Source organism: Methylobacterium sp. J-118, assembly GCF_057836565.1.
In genome coordinates this window covers 1-17,469 of sequence record NZ_JBYQFA010000004.1, presented here as the reverse complement: position 1 = coordinate 17,469, position 17,469 = coordinate 1, and the positions used below count along the sequence as shown (strand labels likewise).

24 protein-coding genes are annotated in these 17,469 nt (G+C 65.2%); 15 read left to right on the top strand and 9 right to left on the bottom strand.

The genetic code is table 11. The features are described 5' to 3' along the window. Positions 1-77 precede the first annotated feature (77 nt). The 4 genes from AC3IF3_RS29545 to AC3IF3_RS29530 form a co-directional block, all read right to left on the bottom strand. On the bottom strand, positions 78-1,226 hold the full coding sequence (locus AC3IF3_RS29545) for a hypothetical protein (protein ID WP_489231567.1): 1,149 nt from the start codon (positions 1,224-1,226) through the stop codon (positions 78-80). 66 nt (positions 1,227-1,292) lie between these two features. After that, positions 1,293-2,138: a hypothetical protein gene (locus AC3IF3_RS29540; RefSeq protein ID WP_489231565.1), complete on the bottom strand. Its 846-nt coding sequence runs from the start codon at positions 2,136-2,138 to the stop codon at positions 1,293-1,295. 58 nt (positions 2,139-2,196) lie between these two features. Then, the gene (locus AC3IF3_RS29535) at positions 2,197-2,478 is read right to left on the bottom strand and encodes a hypothetical protein (protein ID WP_489231564.1); all 282 of its coding nucleotides are present in this window, start codon (positions 2,476-2,478) and stop codon (positions 2,197-2,199) included. 128 nt (positions 2,479-2,606) lie between these two features. Continuing rightward, a complete protein-coding gene (locus AC3IF3_RS29530; RefSeq protein WP_489231563.1) occupies positions 2,607-2,897 on the bottom strand; it encodes a hypothetical protein in 291 nt (96 codons plus the stop codon). Between the two features lie 92 nt (positions 2,898-2,989). On the opposite strand from AC3IF3_RS29530, the gene AC3IF3_RS29525 reads away from it, so the two are divergent. From AC3IF3_RS29525 to AC3IF3_RS29490, 8 genes are all read left to right on the top strand, one after another. Then, entirely contained in the window at positions 2,990-3,265 is a 276-nt protein-coding gene (locus tag AC3IF3_RS29525) for a helix-turn-helix domain-containing protein (protein ID WP_489231562.1), read from the top strand. A gap of 75 nt (positions 3,266-3,340) precedes the next feature. After that, positions 3,341-4,240 (top strand): hypothetical protein, encoded by a 900-nt coding sequence (locus AC3IF3_RS29520; protein ID WP_489231561.1) that lies wholly within the window; start codon positions 3,341-3,343, stop codon positions 4,238-4,240. 63 nt (positions 4,241-4,303) lie between these two features. Next, positions 4,304-4,567, top strand: coding sequence for a hypothetical protein (locus AC3IF3_RS29515; protein ID WP_489231559.1), 264 nt, complete (start codon positions 4,304-4,306; stop codon positions 4,565-4,567). Between the two features lie 29 nt (positions 4,568-4,596). Beyond that, on the top strand, positions 4,597-5,718 hold the full coding sequence (locus AC3IF3_RS29510; RefSeq protein WP_489231558.1) for a transcriptional regulator: 1,122 nt from the start codon (positions 4,597-4,599) through the stop codon (positions 5,716-5,718). Positions 5,719-5,864: 146 nt separating this feature from the next. Beyond that, positions 5,865-6,152 carry a hypothetical protein gene (locus AC3IF3_RS29505; RefSeq protein WP_489231557.1) on the top strand — a complete coding sequence of 96 codons (288 nt, stop codon included), beginning with the start codon at positions 5,865-5,867 and terminating at the stop codon, positions 6,150-6,152. 395 nt (positions 6,153-6,547) lie between these two features. Further along, positions 6,548-7,228: an NYN domain-containing protein gene (locus AC3IF3_RS29500; RefSeq protein ID WP_489231556.1), complete on the top strand. Its 681-nt coding sequence runs from the start codon at positions 6,548-6,550 to the stop codon at positions 7,226-7,228. Positions 7,229-7,273: 45 nt separating this feature from the next. Beyond that, a complete protein-coding gene (locus tag AC3IF3_RS29495; protein WP_243917323.1) occupies positions 7,274-7,483 on the top strand; it encodes a cold-shock protein in 210 nt (69 codons plus the stop codon). A 633-nt stretch (positions 7,484-8,116) separates the two neighbouring features. Continuing rightward, complete coding sequence (locus tag AC3IF3_RS29490; protein WP_489231554.1) at positions 8,117-8,281, top strand: hypothetical protein; 165 nt, start codon at positions 8,117-8,119, stop codon at positions 8,279-8,281. A 156-nt stretch (positions 8,282-8,437) separates the two neighbouring features. Here the strand turns inward: AC3IF3_RS29490 and AC3IF3_RS29485 are convergent, their stop codons facing one another. Genes AC3IF3_RS29485 through AC3IF3_RS29475 form a run of 3 tightly spaced genes read right to left on the bottom strand, consistent with a single transcriptional unit; the run spans position 8,438 to position 9,698 of the window. Further along, positions 8,438-8,716 (bottom strand): hypothetical protein, encoded by a 279-nt coding sequence (locus AC3IF3_RS29485; RefSeq protein WP_489220762.1) that lies wholly within the window; start codon positions 8,714-8,716, stop codon positions 8,438-8,440. Continuing rightward, complete coding sequence (locus AC3IF3_RS29480; RefSeq protein ID WP_243917327.1) at positions 8,713-8,985, bottom strand: DUF6894 family protein; 273 nt, start codon at positions 8,983-8,985, stop codon at positions 8,713-8,715. Before AC3IF3_RS29480 ends, AC3IF3_RS29485 begins: the two co-directional genes overlap by 4 nt. Beyond that, on the bottom strand, positions 8,985-9,698 hold the full coding sequence (locus AC3IF3_RS29475) for a Crp/Fnr family transcriptional regulator (protein ID WP_489231553.1): 714 nt from the start codon (positions 9,696-9,698) through the stop codon (positions 8,985-8,987). Before AC3IF3_RS29475 ends, AC3IF3_RS29480 begins: the two co-directional genes overlap by 1 nt. 274 nt (positions 9,699-9,972) lie before the next feature. Between AC3IF3_RS29475 and AC3IF3_RS29470 the strand changes: the two genes are divergently transcribed. From AC3IF3_RS29470 to AC3IF3_RS29450, 5 genes are all read left to right on the top strand, one after another. Continuing rightward, positions 9,973-10,716, top strand: a complete 744-nt coding sequence (locus AC3IF3_RS29470; protein ID WP_243923843.1) for a Crp/Fnr family transcriptional regulator — start codon at positions 9,973-9,975, stop codon at positions 10,714-10,716. Positions 10,717-10,775: 59 nt separating this feature from the next. Continuing rightward, a complete protein-coding gene (locus AC3IF3_RS29465; protein ID WP_489231552.1) occupies positions 10,776-10,958 on the top strand; it encodes a hypothetical protein in 183 nt (60 codons plus the stop codon). Positions 10,959-11,061: 103 nt separating this feature from the next. Then, on the top strand, positions 11,062-11,403 hold the full coding sequence (locus AC3IF3_RS29460; protein WP_489231550.1) for a HigA family addiction module antitoxin: 342 nt from the start codon (positions 11,062-11,064) through the stop codon (positions 11,401-11,403). Then, positions 11,387-12,883: an ATPase domain-containing protein gene (locus tag AC3IF3_RS29455; protein WP_489231549.1), complete on the top strand. Its 1,497-nt coding sequence runs from the start codon at positions 11,387-11,389 to the stop codon at positions 12,881-12,883. The genes AC3IF3_RS29460 and AC3IF3_RS29455 overlap by 17 nt, the downstream gene beginning before the upstream one ends. After that, on the top strand, positions 12,880-14,559 hold the full coding sequence (locus AC3IF3_RS29450) for an ATP-binding protein (protein WP_489231548.1): 1,680 nt from the start codon (positions 12,880-12,882) through the stop codon (positions 14,557-14,559). Before AC3IF3_RS29455 ends, AC3IF3_RS29450 begins: the two co-directional genes overlap by 4 nt. A gap of 604 nt (positions 14,560-15,163) precedes the next feature. Here the strand turns inward: AC3IF3_RS29450 and AC3IF3_RS29445 are convergent. Together AC3IF3_RS29445 and AC3IF3_RS29440 are read right to left on the bottom strand one after the other, a co-directional pair. Beyond that, entirely contained in the window at positions 15,164-15,838 is a 675-nt protein-coding gene (locus AC3IF3_RS29445; protein WP_489231547.1) for a ferritin-like domain-containing protein, read from the bottom strand. Positions 15,839-15,879: 41 nt separating this feature from the next. Further along, positions 15,880-16,587, bottom strand: a complete 708-nt coding sequence (locus AC3IF3_RS29440) for a ferritin-like domain-containing protein (protein ID WP_489231546.1) — start codon at positions 16,585-16,587, stop codon at positions 15,880-15,882. A gap of 309 nt (positions 16,588-16,896) precedes the next feature. Between AC3IF3_RS29440 and AC3IF3_RS29435 the strand changes: the two genes are divergently transcribed. Together AC3IF3_RS29435 and AC3IF3_RS29430 are read left to right on the top strand one after the other, a co-directional pair. Beyond that, positions 16,897-17,130, top strand: coding sequence for a hypothetical protein (locus tag AC3IF3_RS29435; protein ID WP_489231545.1), 234 nt, complete (start codon positions 16,897-16,899; stop codon positions 17,128-17,130). Positions 17,131-17,278: 148 nt separating this feature from the next. Continuing rightward, positions 17,279-17,469, top strand: a 191-nt coding sequence (locus AC3IF3_RS29430; protein WP_489231613.1) for a cytochrome b/b6 domain-containing protein, incomplete at its 3' end; no start/stop codon positions are given.

Below are 17,469 nucleotides of genomic sequence, written 5' to 3'. Positions count from 1 at the left end.
GGGTCTCGGTGGGGTTGGACCGGTAGTCCCCCGGCGGGATCCGGCCGGGGCGGTACGCACGGCTACGGGAGGGAGGCTCAGCACTCGTGCTGGGCGTTCAGCTCGGCGAACAGAGCATCGTTGACCGGTCGGCCGTTGGTGTTCAGTTCGTCCCGGATGAGCACGCCCAAGCGCTCGTTGCGCTCGTCGGCGGTGGTCGCCGTGCGGCCCCTGATCTCGTCGGCGATGGCGCTGAGGAAGGCGCTCGCCCGGTCGTACTCACGATCCAGCACCTCGCCGGCCGGCGTGCGCCCGCTGTATCGATCGGCGGTGAAGCACGGGATCTCGCTGGCGCCGGTCAGGTGGTGGAACACGCCCTCCCAAGTCTCGTAGAGGCGGGCGAGCTGGGCGAGGTCGCAGCCGGACAGGTCGTGCGTTGCGCTGGCGTTCGGCGGGGCGCAGTCAGCCTCGAACGCCGCGGTGACGGCGCCCATGATCTCCCGGAACAGGTAGGCCGGGCAGTCGGGATCCTCGACACTGGCGCCGGTGAACAGTGCGACCTGAAACCGGGCGTAGTCGACCAGGGCGAGGCGACCGGCCCGGGTAGTCGGCGTGGTCAGCCACACGTCGTTCCGGGCCTTGGATTGCGCCTCCGTCAGCGCCCGTTCACGCAGGAACCAGTTCGGCCGCGCGGTCGAGGCGGGGTCCAGCCCGAATGCCCTCATCGCGTCCTCGGCGCGGTAGCTCTCGGCGATCGCGGAGTGGATCGGATCAGGCTCGAGTGCCGGGTCCTCGCCGTCGGGGTAGGCCAAGGCGTACAGCTCGCGGATGGCTGTCTGCCGCTGCGCCTCGGCGAACCGCAGATCCCGGCGGGTGGTGATGACGAGAAGGTCGGCCAACTCGGCGGCGGTCTTAGCCTTCGCGGCCGGCATCTCGCGGGTTGAGAACCGGGTGAACTCGCCGCGCTGGGCAGCCTTCACCCAATCCGTGGTCCAGAGCGTGAAGCTGTCGCCGATGCGCAAGGCGGCATACTCGGCCTCAGACAGGAACGTCAGCCGGTCGAACTCGGTGCAGGCCCGGCGCCAAGCCTCGACGGCCTCCGGCGAGCCGGGCGAAGGTAGCGGGTTCGGCCTCGCCGGTCGGGCCGCCAGGCTGAGAAGGTCGGATTTCAGCGCGGCCGCGCGACGCTTGAGCGAAGGCGCAGTGCCGGCACGGTGGAACGGATTGGACAGCTTGAGAGGGGACACGGGCGGCCTCCAAGGATCACAGGATGACGGGAGACGCGGCGGGACGAGCGCCGCGCGGTGGCGGCGTCAGGCGCGATCGGCGCGCGTCGAGGCGTGCTCGTGCTCAAGGCTGCCTAGGTCGATACCGGCGACGTTGGCGGCGCTGCGCAGCAGGTTCGGCCAGGCGCCGCCCGTGTCCTTCCATGAGTAGCGGCCGATCACCCGAACCAGCGCGGCCATACCCTCGGGTGTGGTAGCGACGTGCCGGCCGACCTCGCGGTTGAGATCTCGGAACGCGTCCTCTGCATCCCGGCGGGCTTGTCTGAGGCGCCGGTAGTCGGTCGCGGTCTCGATCGCCTCCACCTGGGCGTCGAAGGCATCAGCGATCGGCAGCAGGGCCTTCCAGCGCCTGATCCGTCCCGGCGTCTTACCCCCGCGGCCGAACATCTGAACGGCGCGAGCGATAGCGATGCGCAGCGCCTTGCCGGTCCAGGCCTGCTCGGTGTGGCCCTCGGGGGTCCCCCAATCGAGGGCGACGTGCCGAAGGCTCACGCCCAGCAGCGTCGGCCAGCGCCAGCCGGCGTTGGTACACGTCCGATCGTCGTGGGTCGCGAATAGCTCGGAGGGGCAGGTGACGATGATGGCGTAGACTTGGTTGTAGGCGACGCTCCATGCCTCCCTCACCGCTTCCTCAGCGTCGCGGGCTTCCAGCCACCGCTCGGCGAGCTCCAGCAGTTCAGCGTCGGGGTGTGGCTGGGTGAGCGCGGTCACGGCAGGCGCGGCGATCACCGGCAGCGGCACGGCAGCAGCGACCGATCCGGCGACGACTGCGCGGCGGTTGAGGCTGGCGCGCAGGTCGGCGGCGCGGTCTCGCAAGGTCGGGGCCTGCGGTGTGCGGCCGATGAGCCGCTTGAGGGTGTCGCGGAAGGGCATCGCGGGATCCTCGGATGAGGGACGCGGGCGACCGGCCCGCTCGGGGTGCGGGCTGGGTTCAGAGCAGGGAGGCGAGGCCGGTCAGGACCATGCCGCCGCCGATGATGGCGAAGGCGGCCAGCAGCTCGCCGGCGACGTCGAGGAAGCGGAGGCTGCGGCTGTGCGCCGTGTCGGGGCGGACCGGTGCCACGGCCTCCCACGGCTCAATGCCGCCAGGCACGGGCTCATTGGGCAGGTTCAGGTAGCGGCGATCCAGTGGGATCTGACGGCGACCGGTGCGGACGCTGGTGCTGCGCACCGGGACAGGCTGAGAGAAATTCGGGATGCGGGCATAGGTCATCGTTCGGGCTCCGGTGAGGGCTCGTGGCGGTGGGTCGGTAGTGAGGGTGGACTCGCTCGCCCAAGTCACTGAGCGAACGCGGCTTTCAGGCGCTCAGAGGCCCAAAAACGGCTTCTGGACTCAGGGGGTCAGTGAGCGGCGGCGCGGCGGGCGGCCTTGGCGACCTGCCAGGCGGCCTTGAGGGCGGAGGACAGGGCCTCGGCGCGGGAGACGCCGCAGCGCTCCTGAATGCCGGTGGCAGCCTTGCAGGCCGCGGCCATGATGGCGGCGCGGTCGTAGCGACCGGCGGTGGCGAGGGGACGGGTGCGGGCGCCGAACTGGATGAGGGCGCGGGCGCTGAGAAGGCCGGCGGGGATCTTGGGCTTGCTGTCATGCAGCGAGCGGGAGAGGCGGGTCCAAGAGACGGTGCGGTGGGACATTTGCGTCGTCCGTCATATCAATACGTTGAAAATGAGATTGATGATATGACAGTCGCTTGTCAACGCCTTTGTGGGCTAGTTGACGAAAAAATATGATCCGCTATTCTCTCGCTATGCTGACACCTGCCTTGTCTCGCGCAGCCCGCGCTCTGTTAGATTGGTCGCAAGAGCAGCTTGCGGCGGCGGCTCACCTCGGGCTGTCAACGATCCGGGATTTCGAGCGCGGACGGCGGGTACCGAGCCACAACAATTTGGCTGGCATAGAGCGCGCCTTGCGAGAGGCCGGCATTGATTTCACCCCCGAGAATGGCGGGGGCGCAGGCGTCCGCTTTCGTCTCCGCAAAGACGGCACCCGCGAAGAACACTGACTGACTGAAAGGCTCCCGCGCGCCCATAGGCGAGAAGCGGCACTAGAACATCCTGGCAACCGGTGGAAATGCAGCATGCCGAAGCAGACTTCTCAGGATCGGGCGAAGAGACGAGCACACGCCAAGGCCAAGGCCAAGCAGCAGGCGCAAGGTATGCAGGTGTCTGAGCGCGGTAAAATCAAGGAGACTGATTTTCGGGTTTTCAAGAACGAGACGTTGGCGCTATTCCGCGCCGCGTGGGACCTTGATCCGGCCGTTCTAAGTGATGATCAGACCTCAGATCAGGGGCGCCTTGCTTGCATACTGTCTTTCCTCACAACGCTGACACGAGAAGTTTTTCAGAACGAAGCATCGCCTTTTCAGCGTGAAGATAACCCACGCCTTCGTCTCGCGCATGAGGCTTACTGCTTGTTACGGAGCATTAAAGACGATCAGCGCAGTCTTCTCGATAACTATTTCGCAGGGGCCGGCAAGAAAGGATTTCCATCATACCAAATTGATAAGCACGTCGAAGCAATTCTGTCTGCTTGCATCGTCCGGCTTGAGAACATCAACCCTGATCGTCAAGTGACAAGAGTTGATATGTACGGGTGGATGCGTGGGAACGATGGGCTCGCGCCTTTTTTAAGCGAAGTCACTGATCCAGCTATTACTACGATGTACCACGAACACAAAAGAAACAAGGGCGGCCAATCCCAGTATTACCGCGAGCTGTATGAAGCGGAAGGACTCACAGATACTGCCGCAGTTATCGAACGAGCGGCTCACGACGTAGGACTGCGCAAAAACCCGCTGAGCATGGATTGGGCTACAAAAGTCGTGATCCGGGACTCAGCCTACCCGGACGGCAAGGGTAACACTCTAGTGATCCCGGCCGAGACAAAGCGCAGGATGCTCTATCCAGCCAATCCCAGCGGCAGGGCTCCGAATGTCTCAGCGGGGTTGCCCTTGCTACTGAAGGGGCCGGTCAGGTGAACAACGCTACCTTGAGGCGTCAGCCAAAAGGTTCAGATTAGCCATAGCTGCCGAGAGACCAGCGTGCAGGACGCTCTAACCCGTTCCATCGCTCAGACTGCCGCCGATGTTCTCGGCCAGCGCAGCGACGCGCACGGCGGGGCCTATGTCTCGGATGAAGCGATCGGTGCGCATCTCTGGTTCGAGCGCGGCTTCAGGGACCACGACGAATTAGTCTCACTGATCAACCACACCCGGCGGCTGCTCGATGAACGGGTCTCGCTTCTCCCCGCACTGGTGCCGTACCGGAAGCCGGTGCAACTCAGCCTCGAACTTGGAGCCGCCTGATGGCCCGCCACGTTCGCGAACCGCCACGGATGTTCGACATCTTCGACCGGATCGCGGCCGAGGCGGTGGAGCGGGGCCGGGCGCAGAGCCAGGCCCTCGCCCTTGAGCGAAAGATCCGGGCACCCCGAAACCGCCGCTCAAATTGGACGGGCGACCGTCAGACGCTCCACGAGATCGGCAGCCTGATACAGCTTCGCCACCGCGGCCCCTGCGATACGGACGACGGGGAAGCCTACTTGCGCGCCGCCCTCCCCTGGATCATCGCGAAGGCCGGCGGCTCCCTCGCCGAGGATCTTGAGGAAAGCGTCGCCGGTTGGTGCCGCGTCATCGTCCCTCGTCTCGACCGCGGCGCCATCCGCGAGGGCATCGCCGAGGCTCGGGAGCGCGACGGGCGGCAACGGCTCTGGTGGTCCGCGCAGGCATTGGGCGACCTGTTGCGCCTCACGGTAGACGAACGGGAACGAGCGCGGATCACGCGTATCCGCCCGGCCGGCATGACGCCGCGGAAGTTCGTGGCCTACCAGCGCGCTCGGGAAGCCGAGCTGGCGAAGGCTCGCCGCATCGCCAAAGGGGCCACGCCAAGGGAACAGTCGAAAGCTCAGCTTGAGCCATGGACGACACTCGGGATGAGCCGGGCAACCTACTTCCGGCACCAGAAAACCGGCGCCCTCCCCGCCCAGATCCGGGACCGTGAGACTGTTTCGTCGGCACCAGATGCGAAGCATCTTAAGCCCGCCACGGACCAGTCTCACGTCACAGAACGGACCGTACAGGGTCCAGCGAGGAAGCACCGCCCGATCCCGAGCGTCGGCGCTGTCGGTCATGCGCCCGGAGCCAAGGTAAGGGCGATCCCGTCCGGTCGTGCCGTCGCGCTGCCGCTACCGGAGGAAGGAGTTTTTGAGCACCCTGACATGCTTGGGGGCGGGGAGTGGAGACAGATCGGTGCTCCCCTCAGCGACTATGCCGGCGGGGTCCTGCCGGACGACCTCGTGCGTGCGGTCCGCGATGCGCAGCGGGTCCGGCAGATGACACAGGAGGCGGTCGCCCGTCAGATCGGCATCAGCCGTCCGCAGCTCGCCAACGCGCTACAAGGTCGGTTCGGTCTGAGCCGGAGTGCGGCCGCCAATCTGCTGACGTGGCTTGCGGCCTGAATTCCTTCGGTATCATCGAGACGGCGCAGCCGTCCGCCGTCAGGCGGGATCAAGGGTGCTGGCTCGGGCCGCCGCTCGTCGCCCGCAGGGCGCCCCCGCTTTTCCGTCGCATAGCGTTCCTGGTCTCGCTCCCGTAGCTCGGCCGTATGACTTCCGATTTCGCGCCCACCATGCTCCTGAACGCCGCTGTCGTGTGGCGCAGCGCCCTTGAGGATCTATCCCCGCACGCCTCACCGTGCCGGTATCTGACACCCACCCGCTGGGTGCCGATCCGCGAGGCTGCCATCGATTTCTGCGACCGGCTCGGGGCTGAGGCCCATGCGCTCGGTTGGACAGCGGCCGAGCTGTTCGCGTTTCATCCAGAGCATGGAAGGCTGCGGATCGACTACTGCGGGGTGATGATGGTCTCCGGGAGCAAGGCTTTGGCGGTGTAGCCCACCAGGGTCGTGTTTGTAGACGGCTCAGGCTACCGGACCAAGCAAGGTCAGGTCTGGGGCATCCCGGTCTGGGAGTTCGCCAGGAAGGCGCCGGGCCGGTGAGGCGCCGGGTTCAGGCCAAGATCGGCGGCACGGGTTCGCTGGTGGGCTTCACCGCGATCGTCACGGCTCTGGCTGTCGTCGGGCTCGTGGGGCTGGTGCCGTGAACGCCGGCCTGGAGTTCATCCCCGAGAACGGCGGCGGGGCCGGGATCCGGTTCCGGGAGCGGAAGGGGTAGGGGTAGATCCGGCTTGGGTGTTGCGCCGTTACATTTGATGCGGGAAATCCCGCGCGGTCCCTTGCCGTGCCACGTCGCGGTGTGCATTTAAGCAGGCACGCACTCCCACCGTGGCATGTCCCGGTGGATAGGCCGCAATTCCTCCGGGGGTTGCGGCCTTTTCGTTTTCATGAGCTTCCTGATGCGGCGTGTAATTGCCTATATTGACGGCTTCAATCTTTATCACGCCATAGATGATCTTAAGAAACCTCACCTCAAGTGGGTAGATCTTCGCCAGTTGTCTTCTAATATTTGTGGCAGCAACGAAACACTGACCAATGTTTATTTCTTTACTGCTCTGCCAACGTGGAAGGTTGAGTCCATTGTTAGGCATCAAGAGTTTATCAAGGCGCAGCGACACGCTAGAGTTGAATGTGTTATCGGGCATTTTAAGGAGAAGAAACAACAGTGCCGAGCATGTGGCGCCCGATGGGTTGGGCATGAGGAAAAAGAGACTGATGTGGCAATTGCTGTACAGATAACAGCAGATGCCTTTCTTGATCGATATGACCGCGCGCTCATCATCAGCGCCGACTCGGACTTGGCGCCTGCATTGCGAACTGTCCGGCAGCACTTCCCCCTTAAGGCTCTGAACGTCATCGCTCCCCCAGGGCGGCTTGGCCATGCTCGCGCCCTCAAACCGATGCTCGAAATCACTCCTGGTCGCTTGGCAAAGTGCCTCATGCCCGAGACTGCGACAGAGGCAGATGGAACGGTGGCGTTCAGTCGTCCGTCGCCATACAAGCCGCCGGCATAGGACGGCACGCCGCTTTGGTAAGCCGAAGACGACCAAAATACCTCTATGGCTACCGGCACTGTGAAGTGGTTCAACGAGACCAAGGGTTACGGCTTCATCCAGCCTGACGATGGCGGCAAGGACGTGTTCGTGCACATCTCCGCCGTCGAGCGCGCAGGGATGCGTAACCTGATCGAGGGGCAGAAGATCTCCTACGACGTCGAGGCCGATCGGCGCAGCGGCAAGGAGAGCGCAGCCAATCTGAAGAGCGCCTGACCCTTCCCATTCCGGGACCACCGCCGGCCCTCATCGCAGGGCTTCGGCTAACCGGACCCTGACATCCTGCATCCCGAGCCGCGTTGCGTATCGGCTCGACCGCTGGCGGCAACTGGCTACGGAGTCTTATTAGCAGCCGACGCCGGGGAACTGGTGCCCGTACTACTAGTTGGCCAAGCAACCGTGTCGAGTACTACCGCCCCGTACTGCTCGACTCGGATGCGCCCGGCCAAGGATCATCTCCCCTTGGTCGGGTTTTTATGTCTATTCAGCAATAACTTGATACAAATCTGCGACTTCTCGTGCTTTCGGCGATGGGATCCGTCGTGCGGTCGACCGAGTTCATGGATCACACTTCCTGGATAGGAGATGATCCTGATGAGACGTCTTGCTCTTGCCTCGACGGCGCTGCTAGCCGCCCTCGCCTTTGTGCCAACCGGCGCTGATGCACGCGGCTTCGGTGGTGGTGGCTTCCATGGCGGCGGCTTCCGCGGCGGTGGATTTGGCGGTGGCTTCCGCGGCGCCGGCTTTCGGGGTGGCTATGGTGGCTTCCGCGGGGGATATGGCGGTTACGGTCGCGGGTACGGCTATGGCCGCGGCTATGGCTACGGTGGCGTGGGATTAGGCCTTGGCTTGGCGACGGGCGCGGCCCTCGGATACGGCCTCGCCGGCGGTTATGGCTATCCCTATGGCGGCTACGGCTACGGGTACGGCGGCTACGCTCCCGTGGGCTACTACGGCGGCCCCTATGGCTACTACCGCCGGCCCTACGGCTACTACGGCGGCTACGGGTACTAAGCCGCACGCAACTCCTTCACCTCGCGCGGCCACCCTGCGCGAGGCACCGTACACTCGGACGTAACCCGGCTGGCGCATCCTGCTGGAACGCCGGTGAGATAGACGACCTCCCCCGCCAGCCCGTGATCAGATTGGGCGGCGGGGCCGAGCCGGAAGTCAGGTAAGTGCCTGCGGATGAGACAATGGTGCGCCCGAGAACGTCTCCGGCTTGGGCGGGCAGCCACCGTGTGCTCTCCGGCGTGTGATCGTCTTGCCGAAGCCGAGACCGCTGTAGGAGCCGTTGATCGACGCGCGTCCATTGCAAGCCGGGCAGCACTGCACGGCCAGAGCATAGCGGCTTACCGCCTCATCGAGGCTGACCGGGCGCCAGTCTCCTTCTATCTTCACGTCGCAGATTTGAGAGGATGACTCGTAGGTCGGAGACGGGCTCGTCACGTCGAAGTAGCCTCGGTGTCGCTGTCCTCCACGTCTGGAACGGTGTCGCTGAACGGCACCGTGAGTACTGAGTGTCCCGCCGTGTCCACGATCTCGAAGGTGCAGGTGAACCAGTCCCGCACGCTGTACGAGCGTGTACGCGCGATCAGATCCCGCGCCGCCTCCAGCGCTCGTGACCGCGCCGCGTCCAGATCGGGTAGCTCCTCGCCCTCCGGATCGATCGCCAGCTTGTCCCGGCCGTAGCGCAGGTTGAGGAAGTAGCGCGGCATCAGGCACCCTCGATCAACCGCGCGTACTCGGCCTCGGGCGGGCCGTAGCTGCCATCGGCCACCGTCTCCAGAAGCTCGCGGTCGAGCACCGTGATGCGCCCGCGCCGAGCCTGGATGCAGCGGCCGCCTTCCAGGTTCTGCAACGCCAGCGTCACGCCAGAGCGCTGAACGCCGAGCATCATCGATAGGAACTCGTGCTTGACCCGCAGTTCGTCGCCGTCCACCCGGTCGTGGCACATCAGTAGCCAGCGCGCGAGGCGGGTCTCGATCGTGTAGGTGGCGTTGACGTAGGCGGTCTGGCGCACCTGCACGAACTCCACCTGCACGTACCGCAGCAGAAGCCGACGCAACGAGCGGCTCTCCTCGACCGCCGCGCTCAGCACGTCCGCGTCGATGCGGTATCCCTCGCCGGGTAGCTGCATGTACTGGTCATTCGGGATGCGGTCGCCGCCGGTCAGCACCGGCACGGCACCGGACACACCTTCGCGGCCGACGATGCCGATCTCGACCCTACCCAACGAGCCCTCGTTGGTGATCGATGATATGCCGCTCTCGATGAAGTAGAGGTGCTCCACCGGCTGGCTGGCTTCGATCAACATGTGTTGTAGTGGCAGTTCCACGAGATGCAGGTGTGGAGCGAGCCGGGTGAAATCCTCATCCGACAGCATCTTCAGGAGACGGTTGCTGATACTCGACCGTTGAGGCTGGTCCACGGCTCTTTCCTACGTCGAGGCAAGAGCACGGTCGCGTCTCCCAGCCGCCCACGCCCCGAACAGTGTGCAGACGGTGCGACCGGCCTACTGCCGCGTCACAGCAGCGGCAATGCTGCCGAGCGTTGCGTGTGATCTCCGACAAAGCTCCGAACGTCGGCTTTCACACCGGGGAACCGAACCAGGTTGCGCGCGAGCTAACCTAAGCTAAGTGCGGTCCCAACATATGACGGGAACCACGATGAGCCGACTGGCTCACGGGAGGGCGCGGGGGATCATGGCGGACAGCAAGCTTGAGGCTGCGGGTAATCCATTCCTGCGCAAACTGGAGGGCTTCGTACCGCTGCCGGAGGCGGACCGAGCCGCGCTGCTGAAGATCAGCGAGAACCCGCAGGTTGTCTCAGCTGGAACGGATCTGATCCGCGAGGGCGAGCCGCCGGATGGCATGTTCTTGATCCTGGACGGTTTCGCCTGTCGCTACAAGCTACGGGGAAACGGCACGCGGCAGATCGTGGCTTACCTCATTCCTGGCGATGCGGGCGACGTGGACGGGGCACTGCTCAGAGCCATGGATCATTCGATCTGTACGCTGTCGGCCTGCAGGGTCGCGCGGATTGCGCCCGATACGATCTGGGACCTGTTGCAACGTCCGGCCGTCGCGGCCGCACTGCGGAAGTCTAAGCTGGTGGACGAGGCGACCCTGCGCGAGTGGCTGTCGAACGTCGGCCGCCGCACGACCGTGGAGCAGCTCGCGCACCTGTTCTGCGAGGTGCACCTGCGCTTGCGAGCAATCGGCCGGGCAGACGGGAACCGCTTCGAGCTACCCCTTACTCAACAGGATCTCGCTGACACGACGGGGCAGACGAGCGTGCACGTGAACCGCTCGCTCCGGGAACTTCGGTCGGAAGGGCTGATTGAACTTCAGCAGAGGCACCTGACGATCCTGGACCTGCCACGCCTCAAGCTACTGGCGGAGTTCAAGTCCGAGTATCTGCATCTGGGAGATCAAGCCGCCGCATGAGCCTACGCCTCCAACCTATCCAGGTCGCGACTGGGGATGCTGATCAGGAGAGCAGACTGGTGTTCCACGATGGCTCCTTGGTGGCAGTGCTGGTGCGCCTCTCCGACGAGTATGAGGATGAGGCCGGGAAGTGGTTTCTGGAGGCGGGATTTGGGCGGGTGAACACCGTGACCCCACCCGCGTTCGTTGATCTCGACGAGGCACAGGACTGGATCGAGCAGCGGTTGGCGCACGCGGCCTGAGCCCGGGTTCAGAACAGCACGTCCGAACGTGCTGCTCGCATGAGCTAGCCTATTGGCATCTGTCGCGTCTGACGCTACGGGCTCGGTACGAGAGGCCTCGTCCATGCGCAGATCTGAGACGACCCCGCCGCATCCAGGAGCCGTGCTGCGTAAGCGAGTGCTGCCCGGCCTCGGCCTGTCGGTTACCCAAGCCTCACGCGAGCTGGGCATCTGCCGGCAGACCCTGCACCGCGTCCTAGCCGGCACCGCCGCGGTCACCCCAGACATGGCGGTGCGCCTCGCCCGTCTGTCCGGTTTGCCCGGCGACTTCTGGCTGAGCCTCCAGCAGGCGCATGACCTCGCTCGGGCCGCGGCCGACCTAGCCGAGGTGCTGCCACGCATCCCCACCTACGCCTTGCCCGAGGCCCTCAAGACAGAGCTGACTGGCCATGCCCGCACCCGCTGAACCCACCAGCAAAGCGGCGCTGGGCGTCACAGGCCTCGACGACGTGCTTGGCGGCGGCTTCACCCGTGACCGCCTCTATCTGCTGGAGGGAAGCCCCGGCACGGGCAAGACCACGATCGCCCTACAATTCCTGATCGAGGGCGCGCACCGGGGCGAGCGCGGCCTGTACATCAGCCTGTCCGAGACGCGTGAGGAGCTGTGCGAGACCACCCGCTCGCACGGCTGGACGATCAGCGATCTCATCGAGGTCTACGAGCTGATCCCGCCCGAGAGCCTGCTCGATGCCGAACAGCAGCAGAGCCTGCTGTACTCCTCCGACCTCGAACTCGGCGAGACCACCCGGGCGATCTTCGAGCAGGTCGGGGCGGTCAAGCCCGTCCGCGTCGTGCTCGACAGCCTGTCCGAGATCCGCCTGCTCGCCGGCAACTCGCTGCGCTACCGACGGCAGCTCCTCGCCCTCAAGCACTACTTCGCCCGGTACGGTACCACCGTGCTGCTGCTCGACGACCTCACCTCCGACGCCCACAACAGGACCGTGCACAGCATCGCGCACGCGGTGGTCCGTCTGGAGGAGTTAGCGCCCGACTACGGCGCCGAGCGGCGTCGGTTGCGGGTGGTGAAGTACCGCGGCCAGCGCTTCCGCGGCGGCTACCACGACTTCAGCATTTCCACCGGCGGGGTGGAGGTGTTCCCACGCCTCGTCGCCTTGGAGCACAAGACGACGTTCAGCCGCCGCCAGCTCGGGAGCGGCGTGGCCGAACTCGACGCCCTGCTCGGCGGTGGGGTCGAGACCGGGTCGAGCACGCTGATCCTCGGGCCAGCCGGCACCGGCAAGTCGTTGCTCACGGTCCAGTACATCGTCGCCGCTGCTGCCCGGGGCGAGAAGGCAGCGATGTTCGTGTTCGACGAGGAACTCGGACTGTTGCTGGAGCGGACCCGGGCGATGGGCTTCGACCTCGCCGGCCTGCGCGACCGGGGCCAGCTGACGATCGAGCAGGTCGACGCGGCCGAGCTGTCGCCGGGCGAGTTCGCCCACCTCGTGCGCCGCCAAGTCGACGAAGCGCAGGCCAAGATGGTCGTGATCGACAGCCTCAACGGCTACCAGGCGGCGATGCCGGAGGAAGGCGCACTCATCCTGCACGTGCACGAGCTGCTGCAGTACCTCAACCGCCAGGGCGCCACGACCTTCCTGACCGTGGCTCAGCACGGGCTGGTCGGCGACATGCAGAGCCCGGTCGACGTGACCTACCTCGCCGATACGGTGGTTCTGCTGCGCTACTTCGAGGCGCTGGGTCAGGTGCGCCGGGCCATCTCGGTGATGAAGAAGCGCACCGGGGCGCACGAGGACACGATCCGCGAGTACCGCATCACCAAAACCGGCTTGCGGGTCGGCGAGCCGCTACGCAGGTTCCAAGGCGTGCTGCGCGGCATCCCCACCCTGATACAGGACGAGACGCTCCTCGACAGCAACCAGCCGTGACGGCCGCAAACAACCCGCTGTCCGAGCGCGTGCTGATCCTCGCACCGCACGGGCGCGACGACGAGCTGGCGCGGCGTCTACTCACGGAGGGCGGTATCTCAGCCCTGGTCGTGCCGGACCTACCTGGACTGGTGCGGAGCCTCGGCGAGACCGCTGGGGCGGCGCTGTTGACGGAGGAGGCGGTGCGGACCGCCGACCTCGCCCAGCTCAGCTGCTGGATAGCCGAGCAACCGGCGTGGTCGGACATGCCGTTCATTCTGCTCACCCGTCAGGGCGGAGCGGACCGCAACCCGACAGCCGCGCGGCTGTCGCGCATTCTCGGCAACGTCAGTTTCTTGGAGCGGCCGTTCCACCCGACCACTCTGATCAGCGGTGTCGTCGCCGCCCTGCGTGGCCGGCGACGCCAGTACGAGGCGCGGGCGCGGCTGGAGGAGCTGCATGCCCGCGAGGCGCAGCTGCGCGAGCTGAACGCGACGCTGGAGGGCCGGGTCGCCGAAGCGCTCGACGAGCGCGCAGTCATCGAGGAGGCGTTGCGCCAGGCTCAGAAGATGGAAGCGGTCGGCCAGCTCACCGGCGGTCTGGCGCACGACTTCAACAATCTGCTCGCTGGCATCTCGGGCTCGCTTGAGCTGATGCAAACTCGCATGCAGCAGGGCCGGCTCAAGGACATCGACCGCTACATGACAGCGGCGCAGGGAGCGACCAGGCGAGCAGCGGCCCTCACGCATCGCCTCCTCGCCTTCTCACGCCGGCAGACACTCGACCCCAAGCCCACCAACGTGAACGCGCTCGTGAACGGGATGGAGGAGCTGATCCGGCGTACCGTCGGGCCAAGCATACTCGTCGAGGCGGTCGGAGCGTCCGGGCTGTGGTCTGCGCTGGTGGATCCACTTCAGCTCGAAAACGCCCTCCTGAACCTGTGCATCAACGCGCGCGACGCGATGCCGGACGGCGGCCGCATCACCATCGAGACCGCCAACAAGTGGCTGGATGAGCGGGCGGCCCGGAAGCATGACATGCCGGAGGGCCAGTACCTCTCGATGTGCGTGACCGACACCGGCACCGGCATGCCGCCGGAAGTGGTCGCCAGGGTGTTCGAGCCTTTCTTCACGACCAAGCCCATCGGCGAGGGCACGGGGCTGGGCCTGTCGATGATCTACGGCTTCGCCAAGCAGTCGGGCGGCCAGGTGCGGATCTACTCGGAGGTTGGCCAGGGCACGACGGTGTGCATCTACCTGCCGCGCCACTACGGTCAGGTCGAGGACGCCGCCGGTGCGGCCAAGATCGCCGATCTGCCGCGCTCTGATCAGGGTGCCACGGTGCTGATCGTGGACGACGAGCCGACTGTGCGGATGCTCGTCACGGACATCTTAGAAGACCTTGGCTACACAGCCATCGAGGCGAGTGACAGTGCTACGGGCCTCAAGATTTTGCAATCGGACGTGCGCATCGACTTGCTGGTGACAGATGTGGGCCTGCCCGGCGGTATGAATGGCCGCCAGATGGCCGACGCGTCGCGGGTAAGCCGCCCCGACCTCAAGGTTTTGTTCATCACCGGCTACGCGGAAAACGCTGTGCTCGGCAATGGACATCTCGCGCCTGGTATGGCGGTTCTGACCAAGCCGTTTCCGATCGAGACCATGGCTGCCCGCATCCGCTCGCTGGTTGAGGCGTAACGGGAAGTCAGTCGGCGGCTATAAACTATAGAGCGCTGCCGGAGATTGGGAGAGCTGAGAGGCATCGGACCGATTAGCACCGCCGACCCAGCTTGCCGACTGGGGTCGCTGGCCGGGCGGCCATATCATCACGGCTCGCCCGGCCAGCCTGTTATCGGATCGGGCGGCGGGGTCGAGCCTGCCTAGCCGATCGTCATCCCGTTGGCGTACCTCCAGTCACGGCACCAGATCTGAAACTCGATCGTCTCGCGCCTCGTAAAGGGCAGATGACTCGTAATCATAGGCTCCCGGTGTCGTACCTTGCCTCTCGGTCCAATCGTGTGAGCGTAGTGCCCTGCACCGCCCATGCGGGATGCTTCCGATGGATCATTACGTCGGTTGACGGCCAGCGATTGGAGCAGTCACCCTACTCCTATGCCACGGCGGCAGGAGCACGAGCGGTCGGCAATATCCGGCTACGGGAGATCAACACGAAGATCTGACCGTTTGGCCACCCCCGCTCATTAAGCGGCGTGCCTGCTCGCGAACAGGCTCTCTCAAATTCAAGCTGCGGCGGACCACCGAGCGGCCCCGCCACAGCCTCACTTCGTAAGCCCCATATCGCTCAGGCGCCGCCGGCCAAGAAGGGCGTAGCTGCGGCCAGCACCGCTGCCTTGGTCAAGGGCGCGTCGAAGGCGCCGTCCCAACCGACATAACCGCGCACCCGCCGCACCTCTGCCGCGTGCCGCGCTTCGACAGAGTGGATCTGTAGCGCCGTCGTCAGCACCGGCGTGCCCTGCAGGTTGCCAGCCTGACCCTTGTAGGCCGCCACGCCGAGGTCCTCGAACGTGCTCGACAGCGTCGTGAACGTGTCGAAGTTCGCGAACACGTCCGGGTACTTGCCCTTGGCCGTGAAGTCGAAGGCCGGAGACGGGATCGCGGCGGCGCCTAGCGCGCCCTGCAGCAACCGCACATGCGCGGCCTCGTGCTTGGCGAGCTGTGAGAACACGGCACGGTAGCGAGCCGGGATCAGGTGGGGCGTGGCCAGCGCCGTGCGGTAGAACTCCGCCTCCAGGTACTCCAGGGTCAGGGCGAACCGGAGCACGTCCACCACCTGTCCCGGCAGGCCCTGAGCGAAGACTTCGGTGGAGGCGACGGCGAGCACCGTCGGCGCGCTGGCGAGCGCCCCGAGCGTGCCGACGGCACGGGTGAACAGGCCTCGGCGCGAGGTCATCCGGGCAGTCATGTCGGGATCGAGCGTCTCGATCAGGGTGGGAGCGGCAGGCGTGGATGCGGTCATGGTGGCGTCCTCTGTGGCAGGGGCGAGCGTCGGCCGGGCGATCACGGCAGCTGGCTCGCGCTGACTGGGGTGAGGACGAACGGCACCACCTTGGGCAGCACCTGCGAGGGCACGAGCGCGCGGTCGAGGCCGTTGCCGTCCACGATGTCGTTGCCGGCGAACGCCGCACTGTAAGGGTTGAGCATGTCGCGGATCGTGGCGGCGTGGCGCGCCTCCACCGAGACGATCGAGCCGGCCTTGGCGAGGAAGTCCGGGTTGCGCAGGAGTTGGCCGGCGCCGTTGTAGGCGGCCACCCCGAGATCTTCGAAGGTGCGGGCGGTGCCGAGCACGCTCTGGCGGCTGGCGAAGTTGACCCGGCCGAAGTCGACCTGGAGGTCGGGAATGGCGTTGCCGCCGAGTGCGGAGCGGAAGAACTCGCGGTGGGCGACCTCGTGGCTCTGGATGCCGGTGAGGCTCTGCTCGTCAGAGGGGTTGAACCCGCGGTAGGGCTGCTGCAGCACCTGGGTGTAGAAGGCGGCCTCCAGCTGCTCCAGAGCGTAGGCGTAGTTGAGAACGGCGAAGTCACCCTGGCCGAGGTCGACCGTGCCGCCGGCGAGCGTGGCGCCACGCTGCGCGAAGGCTTCGGCGAGGTTCAGCTCCAGGAAGGCTGTTGAAGCGACGAGGATGCCGGCGGCCTTGAGGAGCCCACGGCGCGGGCTCGCGGTGGCCTGATACTCAGTATCGCATTTTGGTTGAGCCGAGCGGATCACGAGCACCTCCCATTTGCGGCGAAATCGTGGCGCCACAGGACAGGCTGCGATGCCGCGGTCAAGCTCGTCAATAATGCAGATTAGAAAATAGTCGAAAACATGCGCCAAGCACAATATTTATAGCAGAATGTAAAAAAATTGATCCGCGCGTGAAACTTTCGCGTCTCGTCATCCGTATAAGGTGGTTTTGTGTAATCTTTGTCCGCTTTCTATCAGATAAAAATCGTTCTCTCTTAGGAACTTAGGCGATAGTTTTAGTCTTTCACGAGCCATGCGGGCGATAAGTCCGCGCTCTGAAGGAGATCTCGCATGAAGAAGATAACGCTGACCCTAGCGACCGCTACGCTGCTCGGCGGCTTCGCCCTCGGCGCCGGCGCTGCCTCGGCAGCCCCTATGTCCGTCAACAGCTTACAGGCCGATCAGTCTGGCATCACGCAGGTGCAGATGATGCGTGGCGATCGCATGATGATGAAGAAGCACATGATGCATAAGCGGATGATGCGCCATCACATGATGAAGAAGCGGATGATGCACCGCATGTGAGGTATTTAGGTCCAGCATTCGGGAGGGCTCCCACAGGAGCCCTTCTATCGAAGCCTGCTTCGCCCTGACCGAGGAGGCTCACGACGTGTCTCGCACTTACCTAGTACGCTCCGCACCCGATACCGCCGAGATCGAGCGTCGGCGCTGGATGTTCCGGCACCCGGTCGTCATCCGTCTCACCCATTGGGTCAACGCGCTCTGCCTGCTCGTCCTGCTGATGAGCGGCTTGCAGATCTTCAACGCACATCCAGCCCTTTACTGGGGCAAGGCATCGACCTTCGACGCGCCACTGCTGGCGATGTCCTCGACCGAGGACGACCCGCCCAAGGGAGTGACCAT

Bases quoted from the DNA above. Each gene is read 5' to 3' on its own strand.
- AC3IF3_RS29540 (WP_489231565.1), bottom strand. From the start codon at position 2,138: ATGCCCTTCCGCGACACCCTCAAGCGGCTCATCGGCCGCACACCGCAG.
- AC3IF3_RS29535 (WP_489231564.1), bottom strand. From the start codon at position 2,478: ATGACCTATGCCCGCATCCCGAATTTCTCTCAGCCTGTCCCGGTGCGC.
- AC3IF3_RS29530 (WP_489231563.1), bottom strand. From the start codon at position 2,897: ATGTCCCACCGCACCGTCTCTTGGACCCGCCTCTCCCGCTCGCTGCAT.
- AC3IF3_RS29525 (WP_489231562.1), top strand. From the start codon at position 2,990: ATGATCCGCTATTCTCTCGCTATGCTGACACCTGCCTTGTCTCGCGCA.
- AC3IF3_RS29520 (WP_489231561.1), top strand. From the start codon at position 3,341: ATGCCGAAGCAGACTTCTCAGGATCGGGCGAAGAGACGAGCACACGCC.
- AC3IF3_RS29510 (WP_489231558.1), top strand. From the start codon at position 4,597: ATGTTCGACATCTTCGACCGGATCGCGGCCGAGGCGGTGGAGCGGGGC.
- AC3IF3_RS29505 (WP_489231557.1), top strand. From the start codon at position 5,865: ATGACTTCCGATTTCGCGCCCACCATGCTCCTGAACGCCGCTGTCGTG.
- AC3IF3_RS29500 (WP_489231556.1), top strand. From the start codon at position 6,548: ATGTCCCGGTGGATAGGCCGCAATTCCTCCGGGGGTTGCGGCCTTTTC.
- AC3IF3_RS29495 (WP_243917323.1), top strand. From the start codon at position 7,274: ATGGCTACCGGCACTGTGAAGTGGTTCAACGAGACCAAGGGTTACGGC.
- AC3IF3_RS29480 (WP_243917327.1), bottom strand. From the start codon at position 8,985: ATGCCGCGCTACTTCCTCAACCTGCGCTACGGCCGGGACAAGCTGGCG.
- AC3IF3_RS29470 (WP_243923843.1), top strand. From the start codon at position 9,973: ATGGCGGACAGCAAGCTTGAGGCTGCGGGTAATCCATTCCTGCGCAAA.
- AC3IF3_RS29460 (WP_489231550.1), top strand. From the start codon at position 11,062: ATGCGCAGATCTGAGACGACCCCGCCGCATCCAGGAGCCGTGCTGCGT.
- AC3IF3_RS29455 (WP_489231549.1), top strand. From the start codon at position 11,387: ATGCCCGCACCCGCTGAACCCACCAGCAAAGCGGCGCTGGGCGTCACA.
- AC3IF3_RS29445 (WP_489231547.1), bottom strand. From the start codon at position 15,838: ATGACCGCATCCACGCCTGCCGCTCCCACCCTGATCGAGACGCTCGAT.
- AC3IF3_RS29435 (WP_489231545.1), top strand. From the start codon at position 16,897: ATGAAGAAGATAACGCTGACCCTAGCGACCGCTACGCTGCTCGGCGGC.